Annotated in this window: 16 protein-coding genes; 3 read left to right on the top strand and 13 right to left on the bottom strand. The window is 50.0% G+C overall.

What is annotated here, in order from left to right:
* Window positions 1–118 precede the first annotated feature (118 nt).
* Window positions 119–601 (top strand): type 3 dihydrofolate reductase, encoded by a 483-nt coding sequence (gene folA / locus QL223_RS11180; protein WP_002536473.1) that lies wholly within the window; start codon window positions 119–121, stop codon window positions 599–601.
* A gap of 4 nt (window positions 602–605) precedes the next feature.
* Here folA and QL223_RS11175 read toward each other — a convergent pair whose 3' ends face one another.
* The 6 genes from QL223_RS11175 to lptD are packed head-to-tail and all read right to left on the bottom strand — an operon-like array spanning window position 606 to window position 7303.
* A complete protein-coding gene (locus QL223_RS11175; RefSeq protein ID WP_002536471.1) occupies window positions 606–1439 on the bottom strand; it encodes a symmetrical bis(5'-nucleosyl)-tetraphosphatase in 834 nt (277 codons plus the stop codon).
* An 8-nt stretch (window positions 1440–1447) separates the two neighbouring features.
* Entirely contained in the window at window positions 1448–1822 is a 375-nt protein-coding gene (gene apaG, locus QL223_RS11170; RefSeq protein WP_002536469.1) for a Co2+/Mg2+ efflux protein ApaG, read from the bottom strand.
* Window positions 1823–1842: 20 nt separating this feature from the next.
* Window positions 1843–2652 (bottom strand): 16S rRNA (adenine(1518)-N(6)/adenine(1519)-N(6))-dimethyltransferase RsmA, encoded by an 810-nt coding sequence (gene rsmA / locus QL223_RS11165; protein WP_002536467.1) that lies wholly within the window; start codon window positions 2650–2652, stop codon window positions 1843–1845.
* Window positions 2649–3644: a 4-hydroxythreonine-4-phosphate dehydrogenase PdxA gene (gene pdxA, locus QL223_RS11160; RefSeq protein WP_039849608.1), complete on the bottom strand. Its 996-nt coding sequence runs from the start codon at window positions 3642–3644 to the stop codon at window positions 2649–2651. Before pdxA ends, rsmA begins: the two co-directional genes overlap by 4 nt.
* Entirely contained in the window at window positions 3631–4929 is a 1299-nt protein-coding gene (surA, locus tag QL223_RS11155) for a peptidylprolyl isomerase SurA (protein WP_002536463.1), read from the bottom strand. The genes pdxA and surA overlap by 14 nt, the downstream gene beginning before the upstream one ends.
* 22 nt (window positions 4930–4951) lie before the next feature.
* On the bottom strand, window positions 4952–7303 hold the full coding sequence (lptD, locus tag QL223_RS11150) for an LPS assembly protein LptD (protein WP_002536462.1): 2352 nt from the start codon (window positions 7301–7303) through the stop codon (window positions 4952–4954).
* A 161-nt stretch (window positions 7304–7464) separates the two neighbouring features.
* Between lptD and djlA the strand changes: the two genes are divergently transcribed.
* Window positions 7465–8292 (top strand): co-chaperone DjlA, encoded by an 828-nt coding sequence (gene djlA, locus QL223_RS11145; protein ID WP_281544777.1) that lies wholly within the window; start codon window positions 7465–7467, stop codon window positions 8290–8292.
* A gap of 4 nt (window positions 8293–8296) precedes the next feature.
* Here the strand turns inward: djlA and QL223_RS11140 are convergent, their stop codons facing one another.
* The 3 genes from QL223_RS11140 to rapA all read right to left on the bottom strand — a co-directional run bounded on the left by QL223_RS11140 (window position 8297) and on the right by rapA (window position 13061).
* Window positions 8297–9250 (bottom strand): D-2-hydroxyacid dehydrogenase, encoded by a 954-nt coding sequence (locus QL223_RS11140; RefSeq protein ID WP_281544776.1) that lies wholly within the window; start codon window positions 9248–9250, stop codon window positions 8297–8299.
* Between the two features lie 42 nt (window positions 9251–9292).
* Complete coding sequence (gene rluA, locus QL223_RS11135) at window positions 9293–10015, bottom strand: bifunctional tRNA pseudouridine(32) synthase/23S rRNA pseudouridine(746) synthase RluA (protein ID WP_281544775.1); 723 nt, start codon at window positions 10013–10015, stop codon at window positions 9293–9295.
* A 127-nt stretch (window positions 10016–10142) separates the two neighbouring features.
* Window positions 10143–13061 (bottom strand): RNA polymerase-associated protein RapA, encoded by a 2919-nt coding sequence (gene rapA / locus QL223_RS11130; protein WP_281544774.1) that lies wholly within the window; start codon window positions 13059–13061, stop codon window positions 10143–10145.
* 357 nt (window positions 13062–13418) lie between these two features.
* Here rapA and QL223_RS11125 point away from each other — a divergent pair, with 357 nt between their 5' ends.
* Window positions 13419–14792, top strand: a complete 1374-nt coding sequence (locus QL223_RS11125) for a PhoH family protein (RefSeq protein WP_002536452.1) — start codon at window positions 13419–13421, stop codon at window positions 14790–14792.
* 59 nt (window positions 14793–14851) lie between these two features.
* Here QL223_RS11125 and QL223_RS11120 read toward each other — a convergent pair whose 3' ends face one another.
* From QL223_RS11120 to thiP, 4 genes are all read right to left on the bottom strand, one after another.
* On the bottom strand, window positions 14852–16291 hold the full coding sequence (locus tag QL223_RS11120; protein WP_002536450.1) for a GGDEF domain-containing protein: 1440 nt from the start codon (window positions 16289–16291) through the stop codon (window positions 14852–14854).
* A 177-nt stretch (window positions 16292–16468) separates the two neighbouring features.
* The gene (locus tag QL223_RS11115; RefSeq protein ID WP_002536449.1) at window positions 16469–17470 is read right to left on the bottom strand and encodes a GGDEF domain-containing protein; all 1002 of its coding nucleotides are present in this window, start codon (window positions 17468–17470) and stop codon (window positions 16469–16471) included.
* A gap of 93 nt (window positions 17471–17563) precedes the next feature.
* Window positions 17564–18253 carry a thiamine ABC transporter ATP-binding protein gene (thiQ, locus tag QL223_RS11110; RefSeq protein ID WP_002536447.1) on the bottom strand — a complete coding sequence of 230 codons (690 nt, stop codon included), beginning with the start codon at window positions 18251–18253 and terminating at the stop codon, window positions 17564–17566.
* Window positions 18237–19838: a thiamine/thiamine pyrophosphate ABC transporter permease gene (gene thiP, locus QL223_RS11105; protein ID WP_002536445.1), complete on the bottom strand. Its 1602-nt coding sequence runs from the start codon at window positions 19836–19838 to the stop codon at window positions 18237–18239. Before thiP ends, thiQ begins: the two co-directional genes overlap by 17 nt.
* Window position 19839 lies beyond the last annotated feature (1 nt).

Genomic DNA, 19839 nt, shown 5'->3' with positions numbered 1-19839 from the left:
CGGAATACATAGAAAACCGCCTAGATAAAGGCGGTTTTTTTTCGCCCAAATCAGTTCCGTAGGGAAAACCTGTGATGTAGCATGTCGCAGCCGTTTGAAAATAAAGGATCAATAGCAGATGAAGATCAGTATGATTGCCGCAATGGCGAAGGGACGTGTGATAGGGAAAGACAACGCCATGCCTTGGCATCTGCCTGCCGATTTTACCTGGTTCAAACAAAACACGTTAGGCAAGCCAGTCATCATGGGTCGGAAAACTTATGAGTCCATTGGCCGCCCGCTGCCGGGTCGACGTAATATCGTGATCAGTCGAGATGAAAACTGGTCAGCAGAAGGAGTGGAGAGCACTACCAGCATTGACGCAGCGATTGCGCTAGCAGGTGATGTTGAAGAAGCGGTGATCATTGGTGGTGGTACCATTTATGAAGCGAGCATGCCCCGGGCTGATAAGCTTTGTCTGACCTTTATTGATGCGGAGATAGACGGTGATACCTGTTTCCCTTATTGGGGGGAAGGATGGGCAGAGACGCACCGCGAATCCTATCAGGCTGATGAAAAGAACCGCTACAACATGGAGTTTGTGGTGTTAGAGCGGGCGTAAGCGGTCAGGCATGAATCGGGCAAGGGCGAGAAAACCTTTGCCCATCTTCCCATCTCACCATGGTGAGTGAACCACCCCACACACAGCCAGTATCCAGCCCTAACAGATTGTCAGTTAATACGCCGCCAAGTGCTGCCCAATGGCCAAAAACCAGCGTTTCGTCAATCGTGCGACGATTTGGCATCTGAAACCAAGGCATGAGACTTCCATCTTTCACTTTCTCCGGAGGGAGTTTGCAGGCCATATCCAAGCTGCCATCCGGTTCACAAAAACGCATGCGTGTCATGGCATTGATGGCATAGCGATACTTCTCAATGCCTTTTAAGTTTGGTGACCAAAGTGCAGGTTCATTGGCATACATGTTTTTGAGTAGCCAAACATAACGATCACTTTTCAGGACGCTTTCCACTTCCCGGGCGTTTGTCTTAGCCGTATCAATATCCCAGACAGGAGGGATACCAGCATGGGTCATGACAAAACCTGGACTCTCTTCATTGGCCTGATCAACATGGATCAGCAGGGGCTGCTGGCGAAGCCAATTGAGCAACTCATCACGATCTTCAGCTTCCAGTATCGGTAGGGTTTTGTCTTTATCTTTTGGTTTCATGATCCCTTCAGAAACCGCTAAAAGGTGGAGATCATGATTTCCAAGAACCGTATGGCCATGCTTTCCTAAGGATTTAACAAACCTCAGTACTGCAAGGGAGTCTGGGCCACGGGCAACGAGATCTCCAGCTATGTATAGGTGATCGCTGTATGGATCAAAGCTAGCTTCTTTCAATAGTGCGTTAAGATCGTCAAAACAGCCCTGAATGTCGCCGACAAGGTAAGTAGCCACAGATGTTCCTAGTGGAGAATATTGGGAAGCGCGAGACGGAAAGGTGAGACTTCGATGTCGAATTCTTTCTCGTCGACATCGATCATGGTGTAGAACCCTTGCATCACTCCCACTGGGGTTTCCAGCACAGTGCCGCTGGTGTAAGTATATTCGTCGCCCGCTTCGATTAGGGGCTGTTCACCCACAACGCCTTCGCCCTCGATCACCAGTTTTTTGCCATTGGCATCGGTGACCAGCCATTTGCGGCGAAGAAGTTGCGCGTGACGATCACCATTGTTTTCAATGGTGATCGTATAGGAAAACACATAACGTTTTTTATCCGGCTCAGATTGTTCTTCTACGTAGTGAGTCAGCACACGAACCGTAAAGTTGTTGTTTATCATCCCTGAAGTGTTCCCTGAAATTATTGTTGATGGTTTGCATCCATCCAGTTTGCCAGTGCAACAAACTGTGCCAGCGTGAGGCTCTCTGGGCGTGCCGAAGGATCGATACCCAGCGATTCCATGGTTTCTGCATCAATCAGTGATTTGAAACAGTTACGCACTGTTTTACGGCGTTGGTTAAAGCCTTCTCGGCAAACACGCTCCAACCATTTAAGGCTAGTGGTTGGGTGTGGCAGCTCTTTGTGTGGAATAAGGCGCACAACGGCCGAGTCTACTTTTGGCGCAGGTTTAAACGCTGTTGGCGGCACTTCCAATACAGGTACAACTTTACAGTAGTACTGTGCCATAACTGTCAATCGGCCATAGGCTTTGCTGTTTGGACCGGCAGCCAGACGGTTAACAACCTCTTTTTGCAGCATAAAGTGCATGTCTTTGACTTTACCCGCAAAGCTAAAGAGGTGGAACATTAATGGCGTGGAAACGTTGTACGGCAGGTTACCGAAAATACGCAAAGGATTCTCTTCAGAGGACAATTGCGTAAAGTCAAACTTCATCGCATCGCCTTCATAGATGGTCAGTTTATCTGCCAAATCCGGGTGATGGCGAAGGCGTTCTGCGAGATCGCGGTCTAGCTCTACCACGCTCAGTTTGTCGACTTCGCGTGCAACAGGCTCGGTTAATGCCCCCAGACCTGGGCCTATCTCAACCAAGTTTTCGCCTGGCTGTGGATTAATCGCGGAAACGATGCCATCAATGATGTACGGATCGTTTAGGAAGTTCTGGCCAAAACGCTTGCGGGCGCGGTGACCAAGGTGGACTTTATCGCTCATGCTTTCTTATCTACTAATTCGAGGGCGTGGGATAGCGCTGTCCGCAGGCTTCCAGTATCCGCCGTTCCGGTACCCGCTAAATCCAATGCGGTACCATGATCTACTGAAGTTCGGATGAAAGGCAGGCCAAGCGTGATGTTGACTGACTTTCCAAATCCTTTGAATTTTAACACAGGCAGCCCCTGATCGTGATACATCGCCAATACGGCATCTGCATCTTTCAGGTACTTGTCCTGAAAAAGTGTGTCTGCAGGCAAAGGGCCAATGAGATTCATGCCTTGCTCGCGAAGTTTTTCAAGTGCTGGCTCGATGATGTCGATTTCCTCGCGGCCTAGGCAGCCATCTTCCCCAGCATGGGGATTCAAGCCGCAGACATAAATCTTAGGTTCAGTAATACCGAACTTGGATTTGAGGTCGTCGTTCAAAATACCAATCACCTGGAATAGGCGATCTTCGGTAATAGCTTTCGAGACATAGGCTAACGGAATATGGGTGGTGACCAAAGCAACGCGAAGTCCTTCAGTTGCCAACATCATGACGACTTGTTGCACATTAGCGTGGTGCTGGAAGAACTCAGTGTGGCCACTGAATGACACGCCGGCACGGTTAATCACACCTTTGTGAACCGGACCTGTCACCACTGCGGCAAACTCCCCCTGCATGTTACCTTCGGCTGCGCGGGTTAGGGTGTTTAACACATAGTGGCCATTCGCTTCATTGAGCTCGCCTGCTACTACGTCAGCTTCAAGTGGCTCATCACAAACTACCAGTACGCCCGGTTGATGGGCCTTGGGTGCTGCTGATGGGTCGTAATCTTCAAAGCTGACGCTAATACCGAGCTGCTTGGCGCGCTCTGCCAGCATTGCTTTATTGGCACAAACCACCAGCTCGTGGGGCCAATTGTCATGCGCAAGCGCGAGAACCAAATCAGGACCGATTCCCGCTGGTTCTCCTGGGGTGATCGCAATGCGTTTTGGATTAGCTGTCTTCATCAAGGTTACCCACTTGTTCTACGTAAGCACCAGCACGAAGTTCTTGCAACCAAGCCTGTGCTTCTTCATTAAACTTACGGTTCAGCAGCATGCGGTAAGCACGGTTTTGCATTGCAGCGTCGGTGCGGTCAGCCTGGCGACGATCCAACACTTCGACAATGTGCCAGCCATGAACGGTTTTAAATGGTTCGCTGATTTGACCTTCTGGGAGCGTGTCGACTTTATCTTTGAATTCAGGCACATAAAGCTCTGAGGTTTGCCAGCCAAGGTCGCCTCCTTTCACCGCAGAGCCTGGATCGGCACTGTATTGTTTGGCTAAATCGTCAAAGGTTTTCTCGCCCTTGTTGATTTGCGCAATCATTTGGTTGAGCTGACGTTTCGCACCATCATCACTCAGTACGATAGAAGGCTTAATGAGGATATGACGGGCTTTCACTTCGGTGACGGCGACAGATTGAAGGCCTTTTACATCAGCAATTTTCAGAATGTGATAACCCACACCGCTGCGGAATGGACCAATGACAGCACCTTTGCCGTTGCTTTTGATTTGATCGGCGAAGATGGTTGGCATTTCCTCAAGGCGCATCCATCCCCAATCACCGCCATCAAGTGCTTTCGGGCCTTTGGAGTTTGCAAGAGCGAGCGCTTTGAAATTGGCGCCAGCCTCAAGCTCAGAAACCAGCTCGTTGGCTTTGGCCGCGACAGCATCACGCTCGTCCTTGTCTGCATCTTCATCTAATCGAAGTTGGATATGACTCAGTCGGTATTCAACGTTCTCTAAATTCTTTGCGTTGAGTTGGGATGCCAGTGACTCCACTTCCTGAGGAAGAATATTAATGCGGCGTCTAACCTGAGCATTACGCGCTTCGCTGATGGTCATCTCACGGCGGATTTGGTCTCGGTAAGACGACCAAGTGATACCGCTACGTTTTAACTCTTCACGTAGTTGGTTTACAGACACATCCTTGTCTTTGGCGATAGAGTCAATGGCCTGCTCTAAGCGGGTGTCGTCGATACGAATACCCAATCTTTTGGCTTCTTGAAGCTGGAGTTCTTCAATGATGAGCTGGTCGAGGATTTGTTGCTCGAGCACATCTTCTGGTGGTAGGTTTGCCGTATCTGCGTTCAAAGCCACTGTCTTTTTTAGAGATTCGACATCACTTGAAAGGATCACTCCTTCATTCACAACAGTGATAACGCGATCTAATTCTGCCGGGGAAGCCGACACCATTAACGAACTGGCTGAGATTGCCGTGGCCAGTAAAGCTTTCGTCCATTTATTCATTTGTGTTTCCAAAATCTCAAAATTAGTTCTTAAGGCCAAACGGATTGCGGTAACCCAAGGCGTTGCCGCTGGCGGTGCTGTAGCCAAAGCCTGCGTTAGCACCAAGACCAAGCAGACTGAATGACAAGCTGATGTTGTTGTCGTATCGCGCAGTATTATTGATATTGCTGCGCGCCAGCAGATATTCGTTGTAACTTAGGCCAATCACCCAGCAAGCAGATGTGTATGTCAGACCAAACTGGTTTTCTAACATTAGATCTTGCGTTAAGTCGTGAAAGTACTGCCCCTGAAAATTCACATTTGAAGTGATGGGAAAGCCAGTGACTAAACCAACTTGGGAAATCCCGTCTTCAGTGATCTGGTCTAAATTGTCGAACCCAACGGTACTCGCGATGTAATCTTTTGCTACGTATCGATAACTGGTTTGAGCATAAAACTCGCCATCCCGATATTCCAAAGTGGCATTGCCAAATTGCAAGTCACTGAGATTACTATCGTATTCCAATGACCCTCTGACAAACAGGTAATCATTGAGGTTCAGCTCACTTTCAATTGCCCACGCGGAGTAATTAATGGATGTATCTTCCTGATTGCCGAAGCGATCAAGATAATAAATCTGTCCAAATGCCAGATTAAATCGTTCTTTGTATCCATCGTCAAAGAAGCGGGTCGCAGCACCAACCGTAAATTGGTTAGCCGGGTTGATATAGTCGACACTGCTGTATTGGTTAGCCCTAAACAGGCCATAGTAATCCGTTTGTAGGCGCGCAGTATCGTAGCCACCACCTGAGTAGTTGACCGGGTTGTAAATGCCAGATTGGTCAACGTCTTTGATGTAAAGATACTGAATTTGCGGTTCCAGAGTCTGTGTATATGGGGTATCGAAGAATGCACCATTGCGTTCCAGCGTCACGACGGCGTGAAGTCTTGTCATCGGCACCACGCGGGAGACTGTTTCCTCAAGCTCCTCACCATTAACACCAATCACACCATCAATATTTGACTGGTCGTAATAGGTGTAAAATAATTTACCTTCTGCAGTCGCACTCAACCAGGGCAGGTTGTAAGGCAGAACAATGGTGGGCTCAATGTTAAAGCGAAGCGCATCAGGTTTACTGTTGTCATCAGTTGCAAATTTACTGATTTGCGCTGGCATGTAAAAGTCAAATCCGAAGCCTGCCTCTGGACGATAATAGTTCATCGCTAACTGAGGCAATAAGCGGTATACAGAAGTGTCTTGGCTTAGAGGCTGAAAATTACGAACCGTCAGTGTTGAGTCCCAGTTCAGGTCACGATAGGACACTTCACCTGTTTGCAACAAGGTGTTGTCTTCACGGCTACCCACGCGCGAATCGGTGTGGCGTGTGAAGTAACTAAAATCACTGACCTTGCTGTAGTCAATATCGTATAGCCAGTGGTTTTGGATTCCGGAATGACTCCAGTTGAAACCCCAGCTCTTATCAAACTCAGGGTAGAGTTTATCTTCCCCCATGTATTCGAGCACCATGCTGCCTGAGCCCATTTCGGTGAGGTAACGGGGTTCCATGGTCATAAACAAGCCACGGTTAGACATATATTTAGGGGTAATGCGCATGTCAGCCTGGGGATGAATATTCCAGTAAAACGGCGTTTCCAGTCCGAAACCGTCGGTATCGTTCCAACTGATGGAAGGATAAAGGAAACCTGTCAGTCTGCCGTCTTCAACCGGCACGCGAAGGTAAGGCAGATAGAAAATCGGGGTATCTAACACTTCAAAGCGGGCGTGGTAGAGGTCAGCAAAAATGTCACCATCTTCCTTTTCCAACTTACCGGCACTGAAACGCCAGCTTTTGTCATCGTCAGGGCAGGTGGTGTAAGTGCCATCTTCCAACTCGTAGAAGGTGGTGCCGTTTTTAAATACGCGCTTGGCTTCGCCGCGGCCCGGGGTACACATCATTTTGTACTGGGCATCGTTCAGAGTAGTGTCTTCATTATCCAGATTGGTTTGCAAAGACTGACCGGAAATAGCGATTTCCCCGTCATGGAAATATACACTCCCTTCCGCGGTAACGATATTTTCCGGCTGGCGCAGCGTCGCTGTGTCGGCTTTAACAGTGCGATTACCCTGAGTCACCACGACGTCACCACGGTAAATGGCTTTTTCGTTGGCTTTGGCTTCAGCACTGTCTGCCTCAATTCTCACCGGTAAATTGTTGATATCATCTGTGTTGCCTGTATTTGGGCGACAGCGGTATTCCGGTGCAAGGCATTTTTCAGTCGGGATCACCAGCGGTTCTGTGCTGTCCTGAGTAACTTGGCTCTCTTCCGCCATGGCCTGTCCATAAAGGGCAAGGCAAATCATCGAGGATAAAAAACTTCTGGCAGTCAGTGACATTAAAACTCAATCCTGTTGTTGGCATACAGCACTGGTATACTCTTGCGCTGCGTCCTGGCAATTTTTTGCTGAAAAATGGGGGTTATGATAATGCAAATCATCTCTCACGGCACCTGCTTGCTGGCGGAATCGAGATAAATTAGTCAAATAGAGAATAATGCATGGCGATTTGGGGAAAAGTGCTGGGGGCATTTTTTGGCTTCCTGCTCGGTGGTCCTTTCGGATTATTGTTAGGTCTGTTTTTGGGGCATAAGTTCGATAAGGCAAGACAAAACGTTTCCTTGGGCGGTGGTTTTCAGGGGCAGAACCAGCAAGCGCGTCAACAGGCTTACTTTCATGCCACTTTTTCAGTCATGGGACATGTTGCCAAAGCCAAAGGTCAGGTGACGCAAAACGAAATTCGTCTTGCGACAGAGCTTATGGATCGGATGGGGCTGCATGGTGAAGCGAGACGGCAAGCACAAGATGCATTCCGTGAAGGTAAAGACGCCACGTTCCCGCTGGAAGAGACATTAGCGTCGGTTCGTCGCAACTGTGGTGGCCGGTTTGACCTGCTGCAGTTCTTCCTTGAGGTGCAAATTCAGGCTGCGTATGCCGATGGTTCTATGCACCCGAGCGAGCGTCAGGTGCTTTACACGATTGCCAGCACCCTAGGTTTTTCCCGTCGGCAACTCGAGCAGCGCTTGGCGATGCAGGAAGCGGCTTACCAGTTTTATCAACAACAGGGTGGCCAGCATCAAGGTCAGCAACAGTGGCAAAAAGGTTTTGGCGGGCCCAATATCGCTGACGCCTACAAAATTTTGGGTGTTGATGAAGATGCGAATGCACAGACAGTTAAACGTGCTCACAGAAAGCTGATGAATGAGCACCATCCGGATAAGCTAGCCGCAAAAGGTCTGCCACCTGAAATGATGGAGATGGCAAAACAAAAAGCGCAGGAAATTCAGGCAGCTTACGATCTGATCAAAAAAGAAAAGGGCTTTAAATAAGCCCTTACACGAGATTCTGTGGTTTACCTTCGATAAAGGCATTCAGGTTGTCGGTAAGTTGATTTGCCAGTGTCTGGATGCTGGAATCGCTGCCCCAAGCGACATGAGGGGTCAGGATTAAGTTCGGCATTCCTGCATGCGCCAACAATGGATTGCTGGTTGTAGCAGGCTCTTCAGTAAATACATCCACCCCTGCGCCAGCAATTTCGCCTTTCTTAAGCGCCTCAACCAGCGCCATTTCATCAACCAAGCCACCTCGTCCCGTGTTGATTAACACCGAAGTAGACTTCATTTTTGCAAGTTCTTCAGCGCCAATCAGGTTTCGGGTAGCATCGCTGAGCGGACAATGCAGGGTCAGGATATCGGTCTGTTGCAACATATCCTCAAATGAAACATACCCGTCTCGGACCGATGTTGCGCCTTTTCGTTCTGAGCGAATCACCTTCATGCCGACAGCGTTAGCGAGTATCGCTACTGCCTGTCCCAAACTACCTGACCCAATAATCCCGAGCGTGGCGCCAGCAATATCACCGATAGGATGAGTGAAGAAGCAAAATTGGTTCTTCTCTTTCCAAACACCCAGCTCAATGTCCCTGTGGTAGGCATTGAGGTTTCTTCTCAGAGCAAAAGCGAGCGCGATGACATGTTCTGGCACGGAGCGGGTGGCATAACCACGGATATTACAAACAGGAAGGTGGTTGGCTTTGCACCAGTCGATATCGACATTGTTATAGCCTGTTGCGGCCACGGCAATCAGCTTTAGCGATGGGAGTTGAGCCAACAGTTCTCCATTGAGGATGACTTTGTTAGCTATAACAATGGTGGCATCTTTGAGTCTGCTGAATACTTCTTCGGGTGATGTTTCTTCGAAGCTTTCCCATTGGTGAGGAAAAGAGGGCGAGGGAATACGGATATGAGAGGGGATAGTGGCACTATCCAGAAAGACAATCTTTTCCATGGCGGGCTTCCTTTTTCCGCCAGTGTAAAGCCGAACTGTTGATTACTTCAACAGTTCGGGGTCAGCTTTGATGCCTCGTCGTACCAGCGTGTCACTTGGCGCGTTGCCGTAAAAATCGCATGGTGCTGACAGGTGCATAGGTTTGCCTGATCCTGGATGGAGAAAACAGAGCTCTCCTGCATGAAGTTGCAGTCTCGGTGAGTATTTCAGTGCCTGTGGATGAGCGTAAAACTCGTCGCCGACAATTGGGTGTTCGAGCGCCAGCATATGAACGCGAAGCTGATGGGATCGACCCGTGAGAGGAAGAAGACGCACCAGTGAGGTTTTCTTTTCCCGCTTAATCACCTCGTAGTCTGTTACTGACGGCTTGCCGTTTTCGAAACACACCATTTGCTTTGGACGGTTTGGCCAGTCACAGATCAGCGGCAGGTCGATGCGTCCTTCATCCTGCTCTACATTGCCCCAAACGCGTGCGTAATAGAGCTTGTGGGTTACACGTTCACGGAACTGGGCTTTCAGGTGGCGTTCTGCCTCTTTATGTTTAGCAAACACAATCAGGCCAGAGGTCGACATATCGAGTCGGTGAACCAATTCAGCGTCAGGATATTCCGCCTTGATGCGTGACCATGCACTGTCGTAATGTGCAGGGTCGCGACCCGGGTTGGTCAGAAGACCACTCGGTTTGTTGATGGCAATGATGTCATCATCCTGATAGATAACATCCAACCAAGGATCCGTTGGCGGGTTATAGATAAAGTCGCTCATGGCTTTACTCGAAAAGGAACTGCTCGAAGGTTAGACGGGCGGCAGTTTAGCATGCCCCGATGTAAAGGGAAGACTGGATACAAAAAGGCACCGCCGAAGCAGTGCCTTGCCTTTGGGCTAGCACAGATTACTGATGGCTGACCACAATCACACGCAGCGCATCCAGATTTACCTGCGCTTGATTGATATAGCCACGAAGCTCGCCCATCTGGGTTTCAATTGCTTCCAGCTCATCGTCACGGATGTTCGGGTTCACGGCTTTCAGTGCCTGAAGGCGATCCAGCTCGGCACGAAGCTTGGCTGTCATCTCAGCTTCTGCCGCTTCTTTGACCACGGCCAGTTGTTTTTCAGCCAGCGGGTCGCCCATTTCGATCAAACCATGAATTTGGGTTTGAACTGAGGACACCAGTTTGCTTGCCAGATGGCGGTTCACAGGGCTCAGTTGACGGTGGAAGCCTTCAAACTCTACCTGCGCTGCCAGATCGTTGCCTTTTGCATCCAGAAGTACACGGATTGGGGTCGCTGGCAGGAACTGGTGAATGCCTGAGCTCTTCGGTGCCTGTGCATCGGCTACATACAGCAGCTCAAGGAACAGGGTGCCGACAGGGAGAGCCTTGTTTTTCAACAGGGAAACCGCAGTGGTGCCCACATCTTCAGAAAGCAGTAGATCAATACCGCCCTGGATCATTGGGTGTTCCCAACTGATAAAGTGCAGGTCTTCACGAGATAGCGCTGTTTCACGGTCAAAGGTGATGGTGCAGCCTTCGCTTGGCAGGCCAGGGTAGCTCGATACCAGCATGTGCTCTGAAGGCGTGACCACAATGGCATTCTCGCCTTTATCGTCCTGATTCAGACCAACCGTGTCAAACAGGCCTAACGCAAAGGTCACCAGATTGGTGTCGCCGTCATGGGAGGCGATGGTTTCTGCCAACGCCTTGGCATTGTCGCCGCCATTAGAGTGCATCTCCAGCAGACGGTCGCGGCCTTTTTCAAGCTCCGCTTTCAGCCTGTGGTGCATCTCGGCACTGGTTTCAATCAACGTATCCAGAGACTCGTCCAGACTGCCTTTCGCCAGCAGTTGCAGCAAATCTTCCTGAACGTGTTCAAAGACAGCACGGCCTGTCGGACAGGTCTCTTCAAAGGCGTTCAGGCCTTCATTGTACCAACGCGCCAGCAGTGCTTGCGACGTCCCTTCCATGAATGGGACGTGGATTTCGATGTCGCGCTTCTGGCCGATACGGTCCAGACGGCCAATACGTTGCTCCAACAAGTCTGGGTTCATTGGCAAATCGAACATCACCAGTTGGTTAGCAAACTGGAAGTTACGGCCTTCTGAGCCGATTTCAGAACAGATCAGCACCTGTGCGCCAGCTTCATCCTGTGCGAAGTAAGCAGCTGCTTTATCGCGCTCCAGAATCGACATACCTTCGTGGAAAACAGTACCGCGAATACCTTCACGTTCGCGAAGTGCTTGCTCCAGCGACAATGCAGTTTGTGCGCGTGAACAAATCACCAGCACTTTCTCTTGACGGTTGGATTTCAACAAATCCAGCAGCCAGTCAATACGTGGATCGAAGCCCCACCAAGAGGCGTTTTCACCTTCAAATTGCTGGTAAATATCTTCAGGGTACAGCCACTGAACCGCTTTTTGTTCGATAGATTGGCTGCTGCCACCCATCATGGCGGCAACACGCATCGAGGTCTGGTACTGGCTTGGCAGTGCCAGTGGGTACAGGTTCAAATGGCGCTGTGGGAAGCCCTGAATCGCCGCGCGGGTGTTACGGAATAACACGCGGCCCGTACCGTGGCGGTCCATCAGGTTGTCTATCAGCTCGTTACGAGCGTCACGGCGTTGGTCGTTATCGACATCTCCAGCTTCAATAATACGCAGTAGCGGCTCAACATCCTGCTCGGAAAGCAGTTCGGTAATGCTGTTTTTCGCTTCATTGCTGAGCTTGTCTTCAGACAGCAGCTGGCTCACTGCGTCAGCGACCGGCGCGTATTGGGTTTCTTCTTCTACAAATGCCTGGTAGTCATAGAAACGGTCTGGGTCGAGAAGACGCAGACGGGCAAAATGACTTTCGTGACCCAGCTGTTCTGGGGTTGCCGTCAGCAGCAGCACGCCTGGGGTGTTTTCAGCGATGCCTTCAATCACCTGATATTCGCGGCTGGCTTTCTCTTCGCTCCACTCAAGGTGATGCGCTTCGTCGACGACCAGCAGATCCCATTCGCCTTCGGCGGCTTGCTCCGCACGTTTACGGCTTTTACGCAGGAAATCCAATGAACACAGTACCAGCTGTGCAGTATCAAACGGGTTATCCGCATCCGCAAACGCTTCGATGCAGCGCTCTTCGTCGAAAATGGAGAAGTGCAGATTGAAGCGACGAAGCATCTCAACCAGCCACTGGTGTTGGAGGGTTTCCGGCACAACAACCAAAACACGGGACGCACGACCTGACAACACTTGCTGGTGGATGATCATGCCTGCTTCGATGGTTTTACCCAAGCCTACTTCGTCAGCCAACAATACGCGTGGCGCGTGACGGCGACCCACTTCATGGGCGATGAAAAGCTGATGAGGGATCAAACCCGCACGCATACCACACAGGCCGCGCATAGGGCTCTTATGCTGCTCGTATTGGTTCTTCAAGGCGCGGTAGCGCAGTGCAAAACGGTCCATGCGATCGATTTGACCGGCAAACAGCTTGTCCTGCGGGCGGTTAAAACGGATTTGGTGGCTCAGGAAAATTTCACGAAGCAGCGTGTTTTCTTCACCCGAGTCGGTGCGTGTACCCACATAGGTCAGCACGCCGCCTTCCTCTTCAACACGTTCAACGGTCAGGAACCAGCCTTCATGACTTTCAATGGTATCGCCTACGTTAAACATCACGCGCGTGATGGGCGCGTCGTTATTGGCGTAGAGTCGATTTTCTTCACTGGCTGGGAACATCAGGGTCACAGTACGCGCATCAAGCGCAACAACTGTACCCAGACCCAGGTCACTTTCGGTATCGCTGATCCAACGTTGTCCGAGGGCGTAAGACATAGGGGAGAAACCTCTGGTTAAAGCTGACACAAATTGGAGATGACGTGCCTCATGCGAACTACAGTGTAGGCCATGATGCGCACGGAGAAAAAGGTTGCCAATGGTACTCGAACTTGTGAGCAGGGTCACGGCGAATGTTGGAAATTTGGCGGTCGTAACAAACAAGTAACAAATTCGTGAAAATGTGGCGTAGTCTACGGGTAAACACTGAAATATGTCTTACGATTAAGATTATGCAGACACAGACTTTTTAGCGTAGTGGCTGTATTTACCCGATTACCGTGGCACGCGGTTTGCTTGCGGGATCAGGGGAAACTCGTGGGGCTCCCACAAGCCTATGCAACCAAGGAGGTGCCTATGGGCGATGCCGATCGGAAATTCTTTGTGCTGGACACCAACATCCTGCTTCATGAACCTTTCGCCATCTATTCCTTTCAAGAACATGACGTGATCATTCCCATGACCGTCCTCGAAGAGCTAGACCGGATCAAAGACAGCAAGCGGGATGTCTCCCGTGACGCACGTGTCGCGATTCGTGCCCTCGAAGATATCTTTAAAGACGCCACCCCAGACCAGATTGCTGAAGGAATTATTGTCGGCAAAGAAGGCAGCACGGGGACCGTCTCCATTTTTGCAGACTACGAAATTAAGGAAACCGTTCAGGCGTTTGCCGACAAAGCGGGAGACAACCGTATCCTCAATGCGGTGCTGCACCTGCAGGCTAAACGCTCACCAAGAACCGTGGTACTGGTCACCAAAGACATCAACATGCGCCTGCGTGCGAAAGGGGCTGGCGTACTGTTTGTTGAAGACTACCGTACCGACCAGTTGATTGATGATGTCAGCCTGCTGACCAAAGGCTTCCAGGTCTTTGAAGGCGGCTTTTGGGACAAAGTCGGTCAAGTGGAAACGGAAAACAGCGGCCGCACCACCTTACACACTTTGCCGCGTGAACTCGCCGATACGACCTTCGTGAACCAGTACCTGCTGGATGAAGGTGACGATTTTGCCGGACGTGTGGTGGGGTTAACCGAAACGGAAATGACCGTCAAGGACATCAGCCGTGAACGTTTGATGCACCGCGAAGCCTGGGGAGTGCGCCCGAAAAATATCTATCAGGGAATGGCAATGGATGCATTGCTCGACCCGAATGTGGATCTGGTGATCCTGACCGGCCCTGCAGGTTGTGGTAAAACCATCCTGGCCATGGCAGCTGCTCTTGAGCAGGTGGTCGAAAAGGGCATGTATGACAAGATCATCGTGACCCGAAACACGCCGGAAATTGCTGAGTCTATCGGTTTCCTTCCCGGCACCGAAGAAGAGAAAATGCTGCCCTGGTTAGGTGCAGTGACCGATACGTTGGAAGCGCTGCACAAAAATGACGAGTGTGCAGATGGCTCGATGCGTTACATCATGGATAAAGCCAATATCCAGTTTAAATCCATCAACTTTATGCGTGGCCGCTCCATCCAGAATGCTTTTGTGATTCTGGATGAGTGTCAAAACCTCACCGCATCACAGTTGAAGACCATCATCACCCGTTGTGGTGAGGGAACGAAAATCGTTTGCTCCGGTAATCTGGCGCAAATAGACAGTCCATATCTGACCCCTGTGACATCAGGGCTGACATACATTGTGGAAAGATTTAAGAACTTTGAAGGCAGTGCCTGTGTTTACCTCAATGGTGTGGTGCGCAGCCGTCTCGCAGAGTTTGCTGAAGAGAACCTCTAACCGGAACCGAATTGAAAAAGGCTGCCCTTTGGCAGCCTTTGTTTTTCTGCATAGTGCTACTAAGCCCAGCGATGCTCAGTAAATAAATCGTCGTCATTGTTGCCCGCCGTAAAGTTGTTCTGTGACTGCTTATTGGCGCGCATACGGGTTGAGGCGATACGAACCAACTTCTCACCACTTTCACCATCATAGGGATAGCAGGCAATCCCAGAACTGAATTTTACGGGTACCACTTGCTGGTCGATGTAAAGCAGGCTGAGCTGAAGCGTTTTCTGCAACTGTTGCAACTTGCGTTGTGCCTGACTGCTGTCGCTTAAATCAAACAGGACCGCAAATTCTCCCCCGCCCAAACGAGCGCGCAGTGTTTGGCTCGAAAGCTGAAGCCTAAGCTGAGTAGCCAGATGCTTAATTGCCATGTCACCGACATCTTGCCCATAGCTTTCATTGACTTGCTTTAGATGATCAATATCTAACACGGCGACCACGTAAGGTGATGGTGAAAATCGCTTATCACTCAATGCTGTGAAAAATTGATGACGGGTTTTGGTGCCAGTCAGCGGGTCGTTTTGGGTCGCAGTTTCCAGCTTTTGCTTTGAATCCTTGAGTGCTTTCACGGCAGATTTTAGCTCTGCGGTGCGGTGCTTGAGTAGGCGGTGGTACAGAAACAAACCGACCGTCAACAGTACCATGGAACAGAGAAAAATCAGGTATTGCGCGGTTTTGTTGAGCCAAGGTAGCGCCAGGTGAAGTTTGTTCTGAGGCAGCCACTTATCATAAATGGCCTGCAAGTCAGACGGGTCAATGTTGTTCAACCCTCGCTCAACCTTTGCGATGGTTGATTTGGAATCCTTACTGACAGCGAAATGCATCGGGAAAGAATAGAGTTTCTGGCGTGATGTGAACTGACCGCTGTTGCCTGTATGGCGCATGTCGTATAGCGCAGTGCTGTAGTCATCAATAAATACATCGACCTCGCCGCGGTAGGCGGCATCATTCAACGAGCCAAATGTCGGGAAAAGGCGGATGTTTTTTTCTGGAATTCGGGAAATCAGAAAAGCGTGTTTAGTGCTGTCTTTGACGGTGCCGACGATGGCGGAGTCGAGCGAATCAAGCCCTTCAAATGAGCGGTCTTTTTGCGCAAATAGGTGAACATTGTAGTGATTTAGCGGAAGTTCGCGGGAAAAAGCCAGTGTTTTTGCGCGATCGCCAGTATAGCCTAATCCACCATGTATCACGTTCGGTGTCGAACGGGCGTACTCCAGTGATTCACTCCAGGGCTTGAGTTCAAAGGTGACATCAACATTGTTGGCTTTGCCATAGAGGCGCCAAAAATCCACCATGATGCCGTCGGGTTGACCAAGGCGGTTGATGAATGAGAAGGGTTGCCAGGTCGAAGAGCCCGTAATGATCAGCTTTTTGGTTTCAGCAAATGATAATGGCGAAAACGAAAAGAGTACTGACGTCAGCAAAAGAGCGGTGAGCTGGCGAATACTGGGCATAAGAGAACTCGGGTACATCAACCTGTCTAGATTATCTGTCGAGATTATACGCAACCCTTTGCGTTGTGTGAAACGATTAATCAGATTTCTGTCAATCGTTAATGTGATGTGAAAATTGAACTTACATCCCAAAAAGAAAAGCCGCCTTATGTGGCGGCTTCTTAAACAATGCGACGGTTAAAACAATTCGACATCATCCTCGGGCACAAGCTCTTGCAGCTCGCCAGAGGCTATCAAATCTTCATAGAAGGCGACTTGGTTTCGACCATTTTGCTTCGCTTTATAGAGTGCTTGGTCAGCGAAACCCAATACAGTAATAGCATTCAACTCCTGATCGCTGATGGCCGCAGCTCCCATAGAAATTGACACTTCCTTGGCTTGACCATAATCGCGTTTGTTGACGGTTTCCAGGAAGTTTCTCACCGTGGCTTCCATCTGTTCACGAGGCTGTGGATGCATAATCACCACAAATTCATCGCCACCATAGCGGAACAGGATATCTTCTTCGTCGAATGACTGCTTCATCATCGCAGTGATGAGCAGTAGTACTTCGTCGCCAAATACGTGACCAAGTGCATCGTTGATTTGCTTGAAGTGGTCAACATCGAAAATACACACCCAGTGATGATGTGTTGGGTCGTCAGTGATGCTGGTGCCCTGAATCAAAAAGCGATCAAGCAAGAGATCGATTTTGGTCGTCAATACTTTGCGGTTATACAGGCCTGTCAGGCCGTCACGTTCGCTGGCTGAAATGATCTTCTGGTAGTTCTCGTAGATCTTCGCGAGCCCTTCAATGAGCTGCACTTCATCGCCTTTGAGCTCGTCGGCTTTGCAAAATACGACTGCATGGATGTCATTGTTTTCACCGTAACGGATGGGGACGGCTAGCAAGGATTGGTTGTCATCCTTACTGTATTCCACCACGTTCTCGCCGATGATCACGCAGTTGCGAAGTACCCGCTCGATGGCGTCTTTCTCTTCTTCAAATAAGAAGATGTCTGAACACGCGACAACCATGAACTCCGGGCTTGCTTCCGCATTGTAATCCAACACCAATACCTGGTTAGCCGGTGTTAGCTGTAAAACAGTCGTAATAAGGCTTTCGGAAATGGTATCGGACTCTGTCTGGGCTGTAATATCGACCACCGAGTCCAGTACATCGATACTGGTAACAGTCACAATCGCATCTCTCTTATGTGTTAAGTGTCTTAAAAATAAGTATAGATGCGGTTAGTTGATGCGCAATATTTCACCATCACACATCATCTAACATTATGAAATGTAGGGTGTTATGACCTCATTTGGTGTGCTGAGTTCGGCAATTTCAGCGTGATAAACGACCTTTCCACCGTCAATAAACAACACCTTATCAGCAATGGCGATAGCATCTTCAGGATGATGGGTCACCATCAAAATGGTGGTTCCTGTTGTTTTGGCAAGTTGCTGAACTTCCAAAAGCATATCCCTACGCAGGGAAGGATCCAGTGCCGAAAACGGCTCATCAAGTAAAAGCAGAGGGCGGTTACGGACGAGACACCTTGCCAACGCCACCCGCTGTTTCTGGCCACCAGACAGTTCACCAGGCTGACGGTTTAGGTAACCTTCTAATCCAACCTTGGCGGCGGCTTCTTCAACACGAGCCTTGTCTTCAGCGCTCAGAGAGAGTTTGGGACTGATGCCCAACGCAATATTGTCAAACGCACTAAGGTGACTGAACAGGTTGTGTTCCTGGAAAAGAATAGAGAGTGGGCGGTCATGCGATGGCTTTTGTGTGAAGTTGTCGTCATTGAAGCTCACCGAGCCTTCTTGAGGCGGCAAAAGCCCACACAGCAAAGAGAGCAGAGTACTTTTTCCTGCACCGCTGGGACCTAAAATGGCGGTGATGCTGCCAGGCGCTGCTTCAAAAGAGAAACTTAGCGTTTCAGACCGGTATTGATAATTGAGCTCACTGACGCGCAGCATAACGTTTTCCTGAAATAACTTTTTCGATGAGGGCATAACTGCCGAGGCTGAGTGCAAACAGAATTAGCGATGCCGCAGCAGCCGCATCCATTTGATAGCTCCCCATTAGGTGGAACAGGTACAAAGGCAGGGTTTGAAAATCCTGACTGCCGACCAAAGCAATCGCACCAAGATCGCCGGTAGAAAGCACAAAACTGATACCGACAGCACGGGCAATCGGCGCCTTTAGAGCGCGCCACTCAATGAGCTTGAGGCGGTTGATTCCTTTTACACCGAGGCTACTGCACAGGTTCTGATATTGCTGCGAAAGTTGGAAAGCAGGTGTGCTTAACGTTTTCACCACATAAGGCAACGCCATCAATGTATTGACTGCAAGAACGAGCCAATAAGGTGAACTGAACACATCGATGTGCTCGCGCAGCATTAGAAATAGACCCGTGCTGAGGACTACGCTGGGCACCACCAATATCAGCGAAGCGGTCATTTCTATGCTATCTGCACGCCGGTTTGCGCCACATAAACGCCAAAAGCGGCTAGTGAGCACAATGGCACTGCCAAGTACAAAAGCGCTAACCGCAGCTCCTGCTGCCAATGATAGGGAGTTGGCGGTCGCCTGCCAAAGCGCTGCACTTGTTAGTACATTCAGCGCGCTGGGGTTGATACCACTCAGGGTCACCATCAGAAGGGGAGGAATGACAAAAAGTACCGCGAGGGCAATCCATGCGATGTCCCAGATTTTTTCAGCAGTGCTGTCGAGTCTTGGTGGAAGCACAATATGGCTGTCCTTTCCTTGCTGGGAAACAGGACGCGTCAGTCGCTGGATGGCGAGGTGGAAAAGGCCACAAAGCAGCAGTTGCCATAGTGCCAGCAGCGCACCTGTCTGCAAATCAAAATCAAAGCGGATAGCCTGATAGATAGCAAGTTCAATAGTTGTTGCGCCTGGACCGCCACCCAGTGCCATCACAGTCGCAAAGCTCGTAAAGCAGAGCATAAAGACCAAACCAATCACATGAGGCAGTTGCTGGCGAAGGTAAGGCCATTCCAATAGGCGGAAGCGATGCCATCCGCGCATTCCGAGTTGTTGCGCAAGTCTTTGTTGATCACCTGGAACCCGCTCTAAAGCCTGTACCAGAAGTTGAGTGGAAAATGGCAGGTTAAAGAATACGTGTGCCAGCAAAATGCCGGAAAGGCCATAGATATTGAGGTCCCAGCTCAATCCCATCAAAGGAAGCCAATCTGACAGCAGTCCTTTCTTGCCGTAAATCGCCAGAATACCGAACACGCCAACCAGCACAGGCAGGACCAGCGTCATGGAAAATAATTTCAGTAATAAGCGCTTGCCTGGAAACTGCCGACGCGAGAGCGCATGGGCAACAGGAATCGCCAACCCGACGGACAACAGCGTGGAAAGGACTGCCTGTTTAATGCTGAACAGGGTGACATGCTTGAGGTAAGGATCGTGCCAAAGTGAGGCGATATCTGGCGTTGGAGCCTGAGTCAGTAAAGAAAACAACGCGGTGCCAATCAGCACCGCGATGACTGACGCCGACAATATGCCGGGCCAGGTTCTGGAAGGGTTTAGCACG

The sequence above is a fragment of the Grimontia sp. SpTr1 genome, assembly GCF_947387585.1.
Lineage (GTDB): Bacteria > Pseudomonadota > Gammaproteobacteria > Enterobacterales > Vibrionaceae > Enterovibrio > Enterovibrio indicus.
Note: the sequence above shows the minus strand (reverse complement) of the source record. Positions and strands in the feature narration are given on the sequence as shown.

Coding starts and splice junctions, on each gene's coding strand:
- folA (WP_002536473.1), top strand. CDS start 119: ATGAAGATCAGTATGATTGCCGCAATGGCGAAGGGACGTGTGATAGGG.
- apaG (WP_002536469.1), bottom strand. CDS start 1,822: ATGATAAACAACAACTTTACGGTTCGTGTGCTGACTCACTACGTAGAA.
- rsmA (WP_002536467.1), bottom strand. CDS start 2,652: ATGAGCGATAAAGTCCACCTTGGTCACCGCGCCCGCAAGCGTTTTGGC.
- pdxA (WP_039849608.1), bottom strand. CDS start 3,644: ATGAAGACAGCTAATCCAAAACGCATTGCGATCACCCCAGGAGAACCA.
- surA (WP_002536463.1), bottom strand. CDS start 4,929: ATGAATAAATGGACGAAAGCTTTACTGGCCACGGCAATCTCAGCCAGT.
- lptD (WP_002536462.1), bottom strand. CDS start 7,303: ATGTCACTGACTGCCAGAAGTTTTTTATCCTCGATGATTTGCCTTGCC.
- djlA (WP_281544777.1), top strand. CDS start 7,465: ATGGCGATTTGGGGAAAAGTGCTGGGGGCATTTTTTGGCTTCCTGCTC.
- QL223_RS11140 (WP_281544776.1), bottom strand. CDS start 9,250: ATGGAAAAGATTGTCTTTCTGGATAGTGCCACTATCCCCTCTCATATC.
- rluA (WP_281544775.1), bottom strand. CDS start 10,015: ATGAGCGACTTTATCTATAACCCGCCAACGGATCCTTGGTTGGATGTT.
- rapA (WP_281544774.1), bottom strand. CDS start 13,061: ATGTCTTACGCCCTCGGACAACGTTGGATCAGCGATACCGAAAGTGAC.
- QL223_RS11125 (WP_002536452.1), top strand. CDS start 13,419: ATGGGCGATGCCGATCGGAAATTCTTTGTGCTGGACACCAACATCCTG.
- QL223_RS11120 (WP_002536450.1), bottom strand. CDS start 16,291: ATGCCCAGTATTCGCCAGCTCACCGCTCTTTTGCTGACGTCAGTACTC.
- thiQ (WP_002536447.1), bottom strand. CDS start 18,253: ATGCTGCGCGTCAGTGAGCTCAATTATCAATACCGGTCTGAAACGCTA.